A 15,038-nucleotide genomic window follows, 5' to 3' on the forward strand; every position below is an offset into this window, starting at 1 on the left:
AGATTACTCGGACAGACGTGCGGCAATTTCCGGAAGCCAAGCACGCAGACCAGGTCCGAGGTCCTCGCTGTCGATGGCTAGCTCCACGCAGGCCTTGAGGTAGCTGAGCTTGTCGCCGGTGTCGTAACGGCGGCCACGGAAGACCACACCGTACACTCCGCCGCCTTCACCGTCCCTGCTGGCCAGCTCCTGCAGGGCGTCCGTCAGCTGGATCTCGCCGCCGCGGCCCGGTTCGGTCTTTTCCAGCACATCGAAGACATCGGGGTGGAGCACATAACGGCCGATGACAGCCAGGTTGGAGGGCGCCTCGTTGACGTCCGGCTTCTCCACCAGCTTGTTGATGCGGACGAAACCCTCGCCATCAATCTCGGAGATGTCCGCGCAGCCGTAGGCGCTGATCTGGGACGGCTCCACCTCGATGAGCGCCACCACAGATCCGCCGGTCTTGGCCTGCACGTCAATCATGATGCTGAGCAGCTCATCGCGGGCATCGATCAGGTCGTCGCCGAGGAGAACGGCAAACGGCTCGTAGCCCACGTGCTGGCGGGCACGCAGCACCGCGTGGCCAAGGCCCTTGGGGTCACCCTGGCGGACATAGTGGATGTCCCCCAGGTTGCTCGCGGCCTGGATCGATTCCAGCTTGGCGGTGTCGCCCTTGGCCTCCAGCGTCGCTTCCAGGGCCGGGACGCGGTCAAAGTGGTCCTCGAGCGCGCGCTTGTTGCGTCCGGTGATCATAAGGACGTCGCTCAGGCCTACCTTGACGGCCTCCTCGACGACGTACTGGATGGCCGGCTTGTCAACTACCGGCAGCATCTCCTTGGGCATGGCCTTGGTGGCAGGCAGGAACCTGGTGCCGAGCCCAGCAGCGGGGATTACGGCCTTGCGGACTGAACAATTAGTGGAAGTCACTGGTCTAATCTATCCGAGGGAACATTCATACGGTAAATGCTTCCGGCAGCGGCCCGGCCGCCTGCCGCTGCGACAAAGGATGACATCCATGCCAACAGGGACCATGCCGTCGAAGGACGGGATCCGTTCGCGGCACCGGCAGATCCGGGCCACGATGACAGCAACGGACCTCTCAAACGCCGGCGACGGCATCGCCACCCACGGGCTGCCCTGGGCCGAAGCGATCGCTGCGGGCAAGCCGGCCACGTTCACCGCCTACCTCGGCGTCGATTTCGAACCGCCGACACTTCCCCTGCTGCACGCGCTTCATGAGGCCGGCCACAGCATCCTGCTCCCGGTCTGCGAACCGGACCGGGAACTCAGCTGGGTCTTCTGGACCCCCGACAGCGAGTTCATCCGCAGCAGGTATGCACCCATCCAGGAACCCGCCGGTGAGCGCCACGGCCTGGATACGGTGCGGACTGCGGCCGGAATGTTCATGCCGGCAACGGCGGTGGACCGCAGCGGCAACAGGATCGGACAGGGCGGCGGCTATTACGACAAGTTCCTGGCTGCAGCCAGCGCCGGTGGCCTGCACCTTCCGAAGGCTGCCATCATCTACGACTCCGAACTTCTGCCCGCCCAGACCATCCCAGCTGAAGACTTCGACCGCCCCGTCGAGGCAGTGCTCATGCCATCCGGGCTGGTAGCCTTCGCGTGACCACGCCCGGGCGGGGTGGTAGAATTGGCACTCAGGCCCTGCGACTGCTAATGGAGGCATTTCCGCCGCGGTGATCCGTCAAGGAGAATCCGGGAAATGAAGCCAGGCAGCACGGGACCTGTCGTTTGTCCAAGAGGAGGATCTACAGTGCCCACGTATGCCTATGCCTGCAAGGATTGCAGCCATGCCTTCGACATCGTGCAGTCTTTCACCGACAGCACTCTGACGTCCTGCCCCGAATGCCAGGGCACGCTCCGCAAGAAGTTCAACAGCGTCGGCGTGGTCTTCAAGGGCTCCGGCTTCTACCGGACTGATTCGCGCGATTCCAAGGGAAGCGCCGTCTCGCCCTCCCCCACTGCGCCAGCGCCGGCCGCCCCGGCCGCCTCCTCGTCGTCTGCATCATCCGCTGCCCCGGCAGCTGCAGCCGCGAGCTAGGCGAGTTCCTGCGGCACTGCCGCCTTCAAGCTAATAGAGTCCGGCCGGGATTACCCGGCCGGACTCTCTTGCTTCGATCGAGTACAGCCCCGGCCTCAAGTGCCCGTTCGCGCTTGCAGGGCAGTCTTCCGATGCGCCTCGGGGCGCGTTTTCCACATACCGCTACCGGCACCTGTCGTGAGCCAACGGATTGCCCGTAGCGTGGCGGCATGCCAGCTACCGGAATTTTCCCTGCAAGGGCAACCCGCCCGGCCGTTCGTCCCGGCCGCGGCAACGCATTGCCCGGTTCTGCCGCCCGCCCGCGCCCGCGCGGGCGGCGCTTCGCGGGATGGCTGAACCGAAACCGCCGTCTTGCTGTGGCACTCCTCCTGTGCGCGGCCGCGGGGATCGCCGTCCACCAGCTCACTCCTGCCCCTGCCCAGACCGTAAGCGTCCTGGCCGCTGCCCGTGACCTTCCAGCGGGAGCGAAGCTGGCCGGGAGTGACGTCAGGAGCGTCAGCGTTCCGCCGGCCCTGGTGCCGGGCGGGACTATCGCTGACAGCTCCGGAGCGGACGGCAAGCAGCTGGCAGCGCCGCTTCGCAAGGGCCAGCTCCTGACCGATACGCAGCTGGTGGGGCCAGGCCTGCTGACGGGAGCGCCGCCCGGGTCCGCTGCGGTGCCGCTGCGGATGGCAGATCCCTCATCCATCCAACTGGTGTCCCCCGGACAACTCGTGAACGTGGTCCTGACAAGCGGCAACGGCTATGAGCAGGCATCAGCCTCGAAAGTACTCGCCAAGTCAGTGCCCGTCCTGTGGACCTCCGGTCAGGAAGGCCAGGGCGGCAAGTGGCTGGCTGCCGGGGATTCGGACGGGCTGCTGGTAGTGGCCGCCACCCCTGCCCAGGCCAGTGCCTTGGCGGGCGCGTCAACCCAGGGAAAGCTGTTTTTTGTACTGGTGGGATCCGGTGCCCGGTGAGCCGGCCCGTGCGAATCCTCAGGTCTGTGGGAATCGGCCGTGTTTGCCCGGTTGCTTAGCCCCAGTGCGGGGGCTTCTGCTCCTTCAGCCACGCGTCGTGGTCGTTGCCGGATTCTGCGTCGCCCCAGGTGCGGGGATCGTCCTCGGCTGCACGTTTGGGGACCACGCCAGTCCGCTGCTGCCCGTCCTCTTTGGCGCGGCGCGCCTTTGCGGGCTTCTCGCGGTCCGCGGACTGCTGGTCTTTGCGTTCGGCCCCGTCTTGGCGCTCGGGCCCGTCTTTGCGTTCGGCCCCGTCTTTGCGTTCGGCCCCGCCTTGGCGCTCGGGCCCGTCTTTGCGTTCGGCCCCGCCTTGGCGTTCGGTCCCGCCGTCGGATATCACAGCGGGCCTTTCTTCCGTTCCGTGGCCGGCCGTTCCAAGCCGGGCTCAGAACCGAAGCCTACTCCCGCGCCGGCGGCGTCGGAATCGAAACCGTCCCCGCCACCGTTCGCCTGATCGGTGCCAGCCTGATCGGTGCCAGCCTGATCGGTGCCAGTCTGATCAACGTCCCTCTGATCAGCGCCTGTCTGATCAACGTCCATCTGATCAATGTCCGTCTGTTCCGCACCCGGCGAGTGCGCGTCCGCCAAGACCGCCTCGGTTGCACCCCGATCGGGTGCTTCCCAGCCGCTCTGGCCCCCATCGTCACCGTTCGGGTCGTCGCCGAAGCTGCCATCCATGCCTTGGTACGAGTCCTCCCCCAGATCGGGCTCGAAGTCGCCCACCGCAAGGGTGCTGACGTCGTCATCCAGGAAGAATCCCGGCGCCCCCACGGAGCGAAGCGTAGGGGCAGGCTTCTCAAGCCCGAGGTACCCGCCGATCCTGTCGGCGCACGCCGAGGGATCTGTGAAGACCTCGATGGTCCACAGCGGCATGTACCGCCAGCCGAGCCGCTCCAGCAGCTGGGGGCGCAGCCGGCTGCGTTCCCGGACTGTCATCTGCCGGTACTGCTCGGTGCCGTCCGATTCGATGGCTACCGGCCGTGGAATATCGGCCTCGTCCTGGCCCATGGTGCTGAGCGGATCGGCCGCGGCCACGACGTCGATGACGCCGTCGTACTGGTGCCAGACGCGGGCACCGCGGGCCCGCAGCCGGTCGCCGAGATCGGCAACCAGCGGATCAGCCCCCAATGCCTGTTCACTTGCAGCTGCCCTGGACGCAGGCGTCCCCAGGTCCGTGTTGCCGGAGATCTCCCGGTCGAGAAGTTCGAAGAGATCGACGGCGCCGTGGGCCAGCCGCGTCCGGTCAAGGTCCTCTGGTTTGAAGCACGTCAGGACGTGAAGCGACTGCCGTGCCCGGGTCATGGCCAGGGCGAACTTGGCCCGGCCGCCCTCGGCGGACAGCGGACCGAAGCTGTGCAGGGCGCGGCCGTGCGGCGTCCGCCCGTAGCCCGGCGAGAAAATCACGCGGTCGCGGACCAGCCCCTGGGCACGCTCCAGGTCCACGACCCGGAAGGATTCATCACCTGCTGTGAAGAATCCGGACAGCGACGGGTAGTTGGGCAGCTGCAGCCGGATGGACTCGCCGATGCGTGCCGCGTGCCGGAGGCTGGCAGTCACAACCGCCAGCGAGGTGCGGGGACGGAGCCGCGCGTGCTCGAACACGAGCTCCACCACCCGGTTCACTTCGGCCACCACCGATTCGACGCCCTCATGGTCAGCGCTGGGCAGGCCCGTGCCGTCGGGCAGATACTCCACCGTCAGCGCACGGTCCAGCCCCGTGGCCGACTGCCCCTCGGGGAGGCGGCGGAGGCTTCCGTCGTAAAAGTTCTTGCTCAGCTGCAGCACCAGGTCCTCGTCCACCGCGCGGTAGACAGAGCGCAGCGGCGCCGTCGGCAGCACTGCCGAAAGTGCGGTGAACGCGCTTTCAACACTTTGGTGCGACTGTTCGCCGGCGGCGAGCCGCTCCACGGCAACGGTAAAGGTGCGGGGGCTGGCGATCCTGTCGTCGCCGAAGGCGATCACCTGCCGGGCGCGCGCGACGGCGGGGAGGACCGCCTGCAGCGACGTCGCTTCGGCGTCGAGGATCACCACGGCGTCAAACTTCTGCTCGGCAGGCAGGAGGCCGGTCATGAGGTAGGGGCTGACCGACCAGACAGGCACCAGCATGGGAACCAGCCCCGGTGCCTGCGCCGTCAGCGCAGCCAGCGTGACCCGCCCGTCCTTGAGCAGGCTCCGGAGCAGGTCCGCCTGGCGGGCATGCTCCTCGATGCCAGCGCGCCAGCGTTCAGCCAGCTTCCACCGCAGCCGCCCGGCACCGCTGGCGATGTGGGCGTTGTCCGCGAGCCGGTACTCCGCCTCCAGCTGGCGCAGGGCGTCGCCGTCGGACATGGCCAGGTAGTCGTCACCGCTGATCATCGCCTCGAGCGCCGACTGCCACCAGGCCAGGTCAAGTTCGGCAGCGACGGACCCGGCGCCGACCTCGCGCTCCGAGAGATCTGCCAGCAGCTCCCCCAGCCCGTGCTCGCGCATGTTCTCGATGAGCAGCGTTCGCTCGGGCAGGGTCTGCAGCGTCTGTGTGTCCGCGACCAGCCGTTCCAGACGCTCCATGAGCTCCGGGTAGGGAATGTTTTCGAGCGAACCGCCCGCAGCCGTATGCCGCAGGGCATCACCCAGCATCTTCATCTCGCGGGTAAGTCCGCGGTGCATGATGCTGATTTCCGCCAGGCCGGACGGCACCGCCGGATGCCGCTGTGTGGTGGCGTACCCGGCCCACTGGGCACGCTGTTCCTGGACCAGCACCAGCGAACTGTGAAGATCGGCAATGTGCACGCCCGGGCGGACGTACTCCTTGGCCACCCGGCGCAGGCGGGACCGCTGCATGGAGGCCATGTCGATGCCGCGCTCCCTGCGCCAGGACGAGGACGCCGTCGCGGAAATCAGGTCCGTCACGGGCCGGTCAAAAATGTCCGGCGTGAATTTGTCCAGGCTTTCGCGGACGGCCACCAGAAGCTTGAGCTGGGAGCCCCATTCGGCGAAGGTGGTGCCCAGGCGGATTTCGGCGTGGCTGGCCACGTCCTTCATCCGTTCCTGCAGCAGCGGCAGCTTCTTCGCCACCGCACGCGCCAGCTCCTGCGCTTCCTCGGTTTCCTTGCGCGTCACCAGCCGTGCACCGTGCCAGGGGCTGGTGGTCGATGCCCTGCTGAACGCACCGAGTTCGGCGGCGCGCTTCAGCCGACCGGCCAGCTCCTCGCGGTCCCGGATGCTGTCCAGGACGCTGCGCTTGAGGCGGACGGTGGTGGCCGGGGCGGGCTGGATGGACGTCAGCTCCGCGAGCGACTGCATGGCCTGGTACGGCGAGCAGCCCCACCGCTGCCGCACGTTGTGCAGCGACGCTACGTGGTCCAGAAGCGCATGGCGGTGCTCGGTGAGGGTCTTGTGCAGGCTCCCGAGCTGCGGCTCCTGCGCCTTCTCGTTGCGCATGATGGCGCGCACCAGCTGGCCCTTAAGCTGCTGCGGTGTTGCGTTTCCGGACAGCTGGAAAAGGATGGAGTCCAAGCCCAGGTCTTCGAGGCGTCCGGCCACTTCGTTGAGGCTGGCGCGGCGGTCCCCCACCACCAGAACGGTTTTGCCTTCGTCCACGAGCGCACCGATGGTGTTGATGGCCGTCTGCGTCTGGCCGGTGCCGGGCGGGCTGCTTACCACCAGCGAGTCCCCTGCCCTGACGGCGTCGATCACATACTGCTGGTCGGCGTCGGCGTCCAGGAGCAGCAGCTCCTCGGCCGGGTCCCGCTCGTCCACGCTGGGAAAGCGTCCGGGCTGGAGCGCGGGCACGTCGACGATTTCACCCGACGCGGCCTTGGCCAGCGAGGCCACCAGGGCGTTCTGCCCGTTGATCCACGGATCGTCAAGGTTGCCGGAAAGGTCCGCGAAGGTTGAGACGAGCAGGTTGTGCTCCACGTCGGCGCCATGGATCGGCTTGACCAGGGTGCTGATCCGGTCCAGCACGGGCAGCGGGTCGAACCGCGCAGTGCTGTACGCCATCCGTGTCACGGCGTTGACGTCGAACACGATCCCGTGGATGGTTTTGAGATGCCGGATCAGGGCCGGATTAATGCGCGCCTGCTCCGTGAGCTGGAGTTCGTAGTCGTCTTCCCCGGGGCGGATGGTGAGCGACATGGCAGTCAGCATCACCGGCGCCGAGACGCGCTGCGGTTTGCCGCCCACGGCGGAGGTCCACACCACGGTGCCAGCCGAGAAGTACCCTGCCTCGATGCCGCGGTCATTGGCCAGTTCGAAAATCTTGGAGCGCAGGTTCCGGCAGGCCCGGGCGGCCACGACGTACTGCTGCTGGTCGCGGATGAGTGTGGAGAGCCGCGTCCGGCGCCCGGCCATGAGCTGCGCCAGGCCCGAAGGGTGCGCGTGGGTGAGGTCGATGGAACCCTCGGGCGTTTTGGTGAAGCGCAGCATGGTGTCTGCCCCTGTAACGGGCTTGAGCCCGGACAGCCACTTCCTGAGCTCCTCCGAACCCTCGGAGTCGACCTGACCTACTGACACTACTGCCTTCTTTTCTGAGCTTGCGCGTGACGCCTTGGACCATACGGGCATAGTTTCGAGCGTAGCCGGAAACGGCCGCGGTTGAGAGACCGCAACACTGGGTCGGCCCAAGTTGCGGCGCATTTCGCACCGTTGCCCGCCATGCCTGATCCGATACCCGGGAATGCAAAATGGCCGGCCTCCCTGCGGAGGCCGGCCATTTTCATAACGCTATTCCCACTCGATGGTTCCCGGCGGCTTGCTGGTGACGTCGAGCACCACGCGGTTGACGCCGTCCACCTCGTTGGTGATCCGGTTGGAGATCCGGGCCAGCAGGTCGTAGGGAAGCCGCGACCAGTCGGCCGTCATGGCGTCCTCGGAGGAGACGGGGCGCAGCACGATCGGGTGGCCGTACGTACGGCCGTCGCCCTGGACACCCACGCTCCGGACGTCCGCGAGGAGAACCACGGGCATCTGCCAGACGTCGTTGTCGAGTCCGGCAGCGGTCAGTTCTGCGCGGGCGATGGCGTCTGCCTTGCGCAGCAGGTCCAGGCGTTCCTTGGTGACCTCGCCGACGATGCGGATTCCCAGGCCGGGGCCGGGGAACGGCTGGCGGCCAACGATCTCCTGGGGCAGGCCGAGCTGGGCGCCCACGGCACGCACCTCGTCCTTGAACAGGGCGCGCAGCGGCTCAACGAGCTCGAACTCCAGGTCCTCCGGCAGTCCGCCCACGTTGTGGTGGCTCTTGATGTTCGCTGCGCCCTCGCCGCCGCCGGATTCGACGACGTCCGGGTACAGGGTGCCCTGCACGAGGAACTTGATCTTTTCGCCGTGCGCTGCGGCGTCGGCGATGATGGCGCGCTCGGCCTCTTCGAAGGCCCGGATGAACTCACGGCCGATGATCTTGCGCTTGGTTTCGGGATCGCTGACGCCGGCCAGCGCCGCCTGGAAACGCTCCTGCTCGTTGGCCACGTAGAGGTTCACGCCGGTGGCGGCAACGAAGTCGCGCTCCACCTGCTCGGCCTCGCCTTCGCGCAGCAGCCCGTGGTCAACGAAGACACAGGTCAGCTGATCGCCCACGGCACGCTGGACGAGGGCTGCGGCAACGGCCGAATCCACACCGCCGGAGAGGCCGCAGATGACCCGGGCATCGCCGATCTGCTTGCGGATGCGCTCCACCTGCTCCTCAAGGATGTTGCCCGTGGTCCAGTTCGGTTCCAGCTTGGCGCCCTTGAACAGGAAGTTCTCCAGGACCTGCTGGCCGTAGGCCGAGTGCTTCACCTCGGGGTGCCACTGCACGCCGTACAGGCACTTCTCCTCGTTGGCGAAGGCGGCAACTTCAGCGCCCGCTGTGGTGGCCAGCACCTCAAAGCCCTCGGGAGCCTCGTGGACGGAATCACCGTGGCTCATCCAGGTGTTCTGGTGCTGGGGCATTCCTTCGAGGACGGAACGGCCTTCGCCGAGGATGGTGGTCTGGGTGGAGCCGTACTCCCGCAGGCCGGTCCTGTCCACCTTGCCGCCGAGGGCGTTGGCCATGGCCTGGAAGCCGTAGCAGATGCCGAAGACCGGAACACCGGCCTCGAACAGGTCGGCACCGACGCTCGGGGCACCGTCGGCGTAGACGCTGGCGGGTCCGCCGGAGAGGATGATGGCGGCGGGGTTCTTGGCCAGGAGCTGCTCAGTGCTGTGGGTATGCGGAACCACTTCCGAATACACATTCGCTTCCCGGACGCGGCGGGCAATCAGCTGCGCGTACTGGGCACCGTAGTCAACAACCAGCACCGGCTTCTGGGAAGTCTGGGATGCAGTGGGAGTAGTCACCGTACTAGCCTACTTTGCGCGATTGCCCCGACGCATCTTGAGCGGGCCCGCTGTGACGCACGGAACGCGGATCAGTAGCGGCTGGCGGCCTGGGGGTTGGCGGCGAGTTCGGCCTCCACCTCGGCGTGGAACTTCTTCTCCACGATGAAGGACAGGAACGGGACCACGCCGCCGAGCGCCAGCAGGATCATTTTGGCGAACGGCCAGCGCATCAGCGTCCAAAGCCGGAAGTTGGACATGAGATACACGACGTACATCCAGCCGTGGACGATGAGCACGGTCACGGACACGTTGAACCCGCCGAGCACGCCCTTCGGTTCCGCCTGCGAGAAGCCGAAGCCGAACGGCTGGCCAGTCAGGGCGTCCGTTCCGCCGGCGAAGAGGTACTGGCCGAAGCCGTAGCGGGCCACCAGCTCCGAGCACAGCAGCAGCAGCATGGCACCAGTGAGGTAGGCCATGACCTTGTAGAACTTCAGGGCGGAGCGGATCTGCGCCTCCGTGCCGCCAAAGCGTCGCTTCTTCGCCGCCCCGGTCGGGTTCGAGGGCTGGATGGCCGGCTTGGGTTCGATCATGGCTGTACCTTTTGTTGGATCTCGTTGGGCTGGGCAGGTTCTGGTCCGTCGAGGCTGTGGCCACCGGCGTCGTGGTCCTCGGCGTCCTCGAGGCTTCTGCGGTAGTCGTCCTTGACCAGCCGCCACCAGATGAACAGGGCAAATCCGGCAAAAACGATCCACTCCACGGAGTAGAACAGGTTCAGCCAGTTGACCTTCGCGGCCGGCGGCTGGGCAGCGATGCTGAGCGGCTCCAGACCGCTGCCGGCGGCAGCACCGACGTCGGCCGTTCCTGACTTTTCCGCCGTGGCGGAAACGAATGCAGGGTAACTGCTGACGTTCCAGGCGTTGATGAGTTCAGCCACCGAGACTGCCGTCGCCCGGCCGGGTTCAGGGGCCGCGTTGGACACGGGGGCCTCGGACGGCAGGAGCCGTCCGGTCAGCCGGATAACGCCCGACGGCGGGGCAGTGGCGTCAGCGGGGTCGGCGATCCAGCCGCGGGCCACCGGTATGTAGGTCTTCGGTGAGGCCGCCGCGCCTTTGAGCACGGGGGCATCCGTCACCGCGAAGGCCGTGACCACCCAGTATCCGGTCTTGCCGTCCTTCAGTCGGCCCGCGACCAGGACCTGCTTAGCCGGATCGTAGGTGCCGGACGCCTGGACCATCTGGTCCGCCACCGAACCACGGAAGAAGTCACCGGGCTGAAGGGTTTTCGTTAGGGCCTGGACCTGCTCGGTGGCGGGGTTGACCGGCACCTCGGGCTGCGTGGAACGGCCGAACTGCCATTGGCTCAGGAGCACAAAGACACCCGAAACGGCGATCGCAAAGACCAAGCCTGCGATCCACCGGGGCTGGAGGGCTGTTTTCCACACCCCTTAACGTTACTTCGTCCTCGTGTAGAACAACGAACCGCAGAGTGGGGCAGCCGGGCATCCCCAATCTCTAGTGGTCGAAGAAGACCAGGCTTGAGTTGATGAGCTCAGCGATGACCTCGGCGTCGTAGGCCCGGCGCAGCGACTCCCGGAACGATTCCTTGGACAGTGACCGCGCCAGGGTGGCCAGCACTTCGAGGTGGTCGGAGAACGAGCTCGCCGGCGTGGCGATGAGCAGGACCACGGTGGCCGGACCGTCAGTTGCCCCAAAGTCCAGGGCCTTGCCGTACTTGGTGATCCCGACGGCGATCGAGGTCTCGGAGACGAACTCGCTGCGGGCGTGCGGCAGGCCCACTCCCCCGGGCAGGCCGGTGGCCAGCTGGTGCTCACGGGCGTTGACGTGCGCCAGGAAGCCCTCGAGGTCTGAGACGCGGCCGGCGTCGAACAGCTTCCGGGCCAGCTGGCTGGCCGCGTCCACCTTGTCCTCGGCGTCCATTTCGAGGATCACCATGTCCGGTGTGGTGAGCTCGGCATCGTAACGGTCCAGTGGTTCCGCCAAGTGGTGTCCCTTCAGTGGGGCCGGGGCCTGTCCGGCGACAGGTTGCGAGCTCAGCGCAGCGGGACGATATCCTCCGCACCCAGCCGGGCAGCATCCGCCGACTCGTCATCGGGCTGCTGCTGACTGAGCCGTTCGGCTTCCACCCGCGCAAGGTAATGCTTGATTTCGCTTTCCCGCTGCGCATCGCTCCAGCCAAGAATTTCTCCCATAAGCTTAGCGACTACCGGGACGGCAGACACACCGCGGTCCCACGACTCGATGGAAATCCGGGTGCGCCGGGTCAGGACGTCGTGCACGTGCCGGGCACCCTCATGCGTTGCCGCGTAGACTGCCTCGGCCTGCAGGTAGTCGTCGGCACCGGGCAGCGGCTCGGCCAGTTCGGGCCGGTCCTGGATGAGTGCCAGCACCTCCGATGCCATGGATCCGTAGCGGTTCAGCAGGTGCTCCACACGCGCCACATGCACCCCGGATTCCTCGGCAGTCCGGTTGCGACGGTTCCAGGCGGCCTTGAATCCGCTGGCCCCCAACAGCGGGATAGTCTCGGTGCAGCTCGGTGGCACGCGCTCGTCCATACTTCGGACGGCTTCGTCCACGGCGTCCTTTGCCATTACGCGGTACGTGGTCCACTTGCCGCCGGCCACTACCACCAGGCCGGGCACGGGATGGGCCACGACGTGCTCGCGTGAAAGCTTGGCCGTGGAGTCGCTTTCGCCGGCCAGCAGCGGCCGGAGCCCGGCATAGACACCCTCCACGTCTTCCCGGGTGAGGGGCCTTTTCAGGACCGTGTTGACGTGTTCCAGGAGGTAGTCGATGTCCTTGCTGGACGCCGCGGGGTGGGCCTTGTCCAGATGCCAGTCGGTGTCCGTGGTGCCGATGATCCAGTGCCGCCCCCACGGGATGACGAACAGCACGGACTTCTCCGTCCGCAGGATCAGGCCTACCGTTGACTGGAAACGGTCCCGCGGCACCACCAGGTGGATGCCCTTGGATGCGCGCACCTTCAGTTGGCCGCGCTCGGTGACCATGGCCTGGGTCTCGTCGGTCCACACCCCGGTGGCGTTGATGACCTGCTTGGCGCGGATGTTGAAGCTGGAATTGTCCTCGCGGTTGACCACCTTGGCGCCCACCACACGCTCGCCCTCGCGCAGGAAGTCGACGACGGCGGTCTGGTTGACCGCGTGCGCGCCGTAGTACGCGGCGGTGCGCACCAGGTTGGCCACGTACTTCGCGTCGTCCACCTGGCCGTCGTAATAGCGGATCGATCCGACGAAGGCGTCGTCCTTCAGGCTCGGGGCGGCACGCAGGGTGCCCCGGCGCGAAAGGTGCTTGTGGAACGGCACGCCGCGCTTGTGCCCGCCAGAGATGGACATGACGTCGTACAGCGCGATGCCGGCGCCAATGTACGGCCGCTCCACGAAGTGTTTGGTCAGCGGGTACAGGAACGGCACCGGCCTGGCCAGGTGCGGCGCCAGCTCGGAAAGCAGCAGCCCCCGTTCCTGGAGCGCCTCCTTCACGAGTCCGAAGTCAAGCATTTCCAAGTAACGGAGGCCGCCGTGGATGAGCTTGGAGGACCGTGACGATGTCCCGGCGGCCCAGTCGCTGGCTTCCACGATGCCGACACTCAGGCCGCGGGTCACTGCGTCAAGGGCGACCCCGGTGCCAACAATGCCGCCGCCGACGATGAGGATGTCCAGTTCCTTGCCCGGCTCCGCCGAAGCCTTCAGCGCGGCAAGCGCGGCCTCCCGTGCCTCGGGGCCCAAAGCTCCCCTGGTCGCCGCCGGACGTTCACCGAAACCGGTCATGACAGGCCTCCATCCTCATCGAACGTTGTAGTTCACCAGAGTACTTCGTACGTCTGCCGATGGGCAGGGTGCGGGCGGAGGCTGTGCGTCACTTACCGGCGTAGGGAGAAACCACGACGTCGACCCGCTGGAACTCCTTGAGGTCCGAATAGCCTGTGGTGGCCATGGAGCGGCGGAGCGCGCCGATCAGGTTGGAGGTTCCGTTGGTGTTGTGGCCCGGCCCGAAGAGCACCTCTTCGAGCGGACCGACGGTTCCGATGTTGACCCTGTCGCCGCGGGGCAGCTCCAGGTGATGCGCCTCCTGACCCCAGTGCCAGCCCTTTCCGGGGGCCTCCTCCGCCCGGGCGAGGGCGGTGCCGAGCATGACGGCGTCGGCGCCCACGGCGATGGCCTTGACGATGTCGCCCGAGGTGCCCATGCCGCCGTCGGCAATGACGTGGACGTAGCGTCCGCCGGACTCGTCCATGTAGTCGCGCCGGGCGGCGGCGACGTCGGAGATGGCAGAGGCCATGGGCGAGTGGATACCGAGGGCGCGGCGCGTGGTGGTGGTGGCGCCGCCGCCGAACCCGACCAGGACGCCGGCCGCGCCGGTGCGCATGAGGTGCAGGGCGGGCGTGTAGCCCGCGGCACCGCCCACGATGACGGGGACGTCGAGTTCGTAGATGAACTGCTTGAGGTTCAGCGGCTCGTGGTCCTTGGAGACGTGCTCGGCGGATACCGTGGTTCCGCGGATCACGAAGATGTCGACGCCGGCGGCCACCACGGTCTTGTAGTGTTCCTGGGTGCGCTGCGGGGTCAGCGATCCGGCCACGGTGACGCCGGCGGCGCGGATTTCGGCCAGCCGGGACGTGATCAGTTCGGGCTGGATGGGCGCCTTGTAGAGCTCCTGCATCCTGCGCGTGACGGCCGGGCTGTTGGTTTCGTCGGCAAGCCCGCCAATCTCGTCCAGTACGGACTGCGGATCCTCGTACCGGGTCCAGAGGCCCTCGAGGTCCAGGACGCCCAGGCCGCCGAGCTTGCCGAGCGTGATGGCCGTCGCCGGGGACATGGCCGAGTCCATGGGTGCCGCAATGACCGGCATGTCGAACTTGTAGGCATCGATCTGCCACGAGACGGAGACGTCCTTGGGGTCACGGGTGCGACGGTTGGGGACGATCGCAATGTCGTCCAGGGAGTAGGCACGACGCCCACGCTTGCCACGGCCAATCTCAATCTCGTAAGTCACTGCTCTAGGTTATCCCAGCTACAGTGGCCGGATGGGCGGACGGCGGGTCTTCGACGGCCATATCGCAGGGATCGGAACCGCTTCCGGCCTGCGCGCCGTGGTGGGGATCTGGCAGGAGTCGCCCTTCGGTCCGTTCGCGGACGCGATGGTCCAGTTGCCGACGGGACGTCGGATACTGCTGGCACCGACGGAGGACGTGGCTGGCTTCATTGCCGCCACCTACAGCTTTGAGGAGGTCCGCGTCGTGGACGTCGATGCCGTGCGGGCCGGACAGGCGTTGACGGTCGACGCCGGACCTCTGGTGATCCGGGCAGGCATCGGCGGCAGGGCCCTCCTAGGCGCGCTGCTGCGTAGCATGCCCCGCCCGCTTGCCGTCCACACCCGCTGGCTGACCGCAGTCAGCCCGTTCGTGGCTGCAGCCAGCCCCGGAACCCGGACCTTCGGCACGGCAGGGAACGGCAGGCTGGAGTATTACGGGGTGACCGACCTTCATCACATCAGCTCCGCCGTCGTCCGCTGGGAAGGCGAGGGCGCCGGAGCGCTGTCCCCCATCAACCCTCCGGTGACGTTCGGGTTCAGCAGCGTGCCGCCGCGGCCCCAGCCTTGCCCGGGTCCGGACCACTGTGGTGGAAAGCCCCACGGATGGGGACAACTCCCCATCGAAGCCGGACCCATGATGCGATAGTTTTGTGCACT

General features: G+C 67.0%; 13 protein-coding genes. 4 read left to right on the forward strand and 9 right to left on the reverse strand.

The annotated features are described in order from the left end of the window. Nucleotides 1–3: 3 nt before the first annotated feature. Entirely contained in the window at nucleotides 4–909 is a 906-nt protein-coding gene (gene galU / locus QFZ23_RS17205) for a UTP--glucose-1-phosphate uridylyltransferase GalU (RefSeq protein ID WP_306924742.1), read from the reverse strand. A gap of 88 nt (nucleotides 910–997) precedes the next feature. Here galU and QFZ23_RS17210 point away from each other — a divergent pair, with 88 nt between their 5' ends. The 3 genes from QFZ23_RS17210 (at nucleotide 998) to cpaB (ending at nucleotide 3,000) form a co-directional block, all read left to right on the forward strand. Next, nucleotides 998–1,609: a 5-formyltetrahydrofolate cyclo-ligase gene (locus QFZ23_RS17210; RefSeq protein WP_306924744.1), complete on the forward strand. Its 612-nt coding sequence runs from the start codon at nucleotides 998–1,000 to the stop codon at nucleotides 1,607–1,609. Between the two features lie 147 nt (nucleotides 1,610–1,756). After that, entirely contained in the window at nucleotides 1,757–2,044 is a 288-nt protein-coding gene (locus tag QFZ23_RS17215) for an FmdB family zinc ribbon protein (RefSeq protein WP_306924745.1), read from the forward strand. 209 nt (nucleotides 2,045–2,253) lie between these two features. Next, on the forward strand, nucleotides 2,254–3,000 hold the full coding sequence (gene cpaB / locus QFZ23_RS17220; protein ID WP_306924747.1) for a Flp pilus assembly protein CpaB: 747 nt from the start codon (nucleotides 2,254–2,256) through the stop codon (nucleotides 2,998–3,000). A gap of 55 nt (nucleotides 3,001–3,055) precedes the next feature. On the opposite strand, the gene QFZ23_RS17225 is transcribed toward cpaB, so the two are convergent. From QFZ23_RS17225 to QFZ23_RS17260, 8 genes are all read right to left on the reverse strand, one after another. After that, nucleotides 3,056–3,379, reverse strand: a complete 324-nt coding sequence (locus QFZ23_RS17225) for a hypothetical protein (RefSeq protein WP_306924749.1) — start codon at nucleotides 3,377–3,379, stop codon at nucleotides 3,056–3,058. Then, the gene (locus QFZ23_RS17230) at nucleotides 3,376–7,584 is read right to left on the reverse strand and encodes an AAA family ATPase (RefSeq protein WP_306924751.1); all 4,209 of its coding nucleotides are present in this window, start codon (nucleotides 7,582–7,584) and stop codon (nucleotides 3,376–3,378) included. Before QFZ23_RS17230 ends, QFZ23_RS17225 begins: the two co-directional genes overlap by 4 nt. A gap of 159 nt (nucleotides 7,585–7,743) precedes the next feature. Then, nucleotides 7,744–9,333: a glutamine-hydrolyzing GMP synthase gene (gene guaA / locus QFZ23_RS17235; protein WP_306924753.1), complete on the reverse strand. Its 1,590-nt coding sequence runs from the start codon at nucleotides 9,331–9,333 to the stop codon at nucleotides 7,744–7,746. A 71-nt stretch (nucleotides 9,334–9,404) separates the two neighbouring features. After that, nucleotides 9,405–9,905 (reverse strand): DUF3817 domain-containing protein, encoded by a 501-nt coding sequence (locus QFZ23_RS17240; protein ID WP_306924756.1) that lies wholly within the window; start codon nucleotides 9,903–9,905, stop codon nucleotides 9,405–9,407. Next, nucleotides 9,902–10,756: an SURF1 family protein gene (locus QFZ23_RS17245; RefSeq protein ID WP_306924758.1), complete on the reverse strand. Its 855-nt coding sequence runs from the start codon at nucleotides 10,754–10,756 to the stop codon at nucleotides 9,902–9,904. The genes QFZ23_RS17240 and QFZ23_RS17245 overlap by 4 nt, the downstream gene beginning before the upstream one ends. A 70-nt stretch (nucleotides 10,757–10,826) precedes the next feature. Continuing rightward, nucleotides 10,827–11,315 (reverse strand): PTS sugar transporter subunit IIA, encoded by a 489-nt coding sequence (locus tag QFZ23_RS17250; protein WP_306924760.1) that lies wholly within the window; start codon nucleotides 11,313–11,315, stop codon nucleotides 10,827–10,829. Nucleotides 11,316–11,365: 50 nt separating this feature from the next. Then, entirely contained in the window at nucleotides 11,366–13,117 is a 1,752-nt protein-coding gene (locus tag QFZ23_RS17255) for a glycerol-3-phosphate dehydrogenase/oxidase (RefSeq protein ID WP_306924761.1), read from the reverse strand. A gap of 88 nt (nucleotides 13,118–13,205) precedes the next feature. Beyond that, nucleotides 13,206–14,342: a GuaB3 family IMP dehydrogenase-related protein gene (locus QFZ23_RS17260; RefSeq protein ID WP_306924763.1), complete on the reverse strand. Its 1,137-nt coding sequence runs from the start codon at nucleotides 14,340–14,342 to the stop codon at nucleotides 13,206–13,208. 31 nt (nucleotides 14,343–14,373) lie between these two features. Here QFZ23_RS17260 and QFZ23_RS17265 point away from each other — a divergent pair, with 31 nt between their 5' ends. Further along, nucleotides 14,374–15,027: a hypothetical protein gene (locus QFZ23_RS17265; protein WP_306924765.1), complete on the forward strand. Its 654-nt coding sequence runs from the start codon at nucleotides 14,374–14,376 to the stop codon at nucleotides 15,025–15,027. Nucleotides 15,028–15,038: the final 11 nt, after the last annotated feature.

The sequence above is a fragment of the Arthrobacter globiformis genome (assembly GCF_030818015.1).
Classification (GTDB): domain Bacteria; phylum Actinomycetota; class Actinomycetes; order Actinomycetales; family Micrococcaceae; genus Arthrobacter; species Arthrobacter globiformis_C.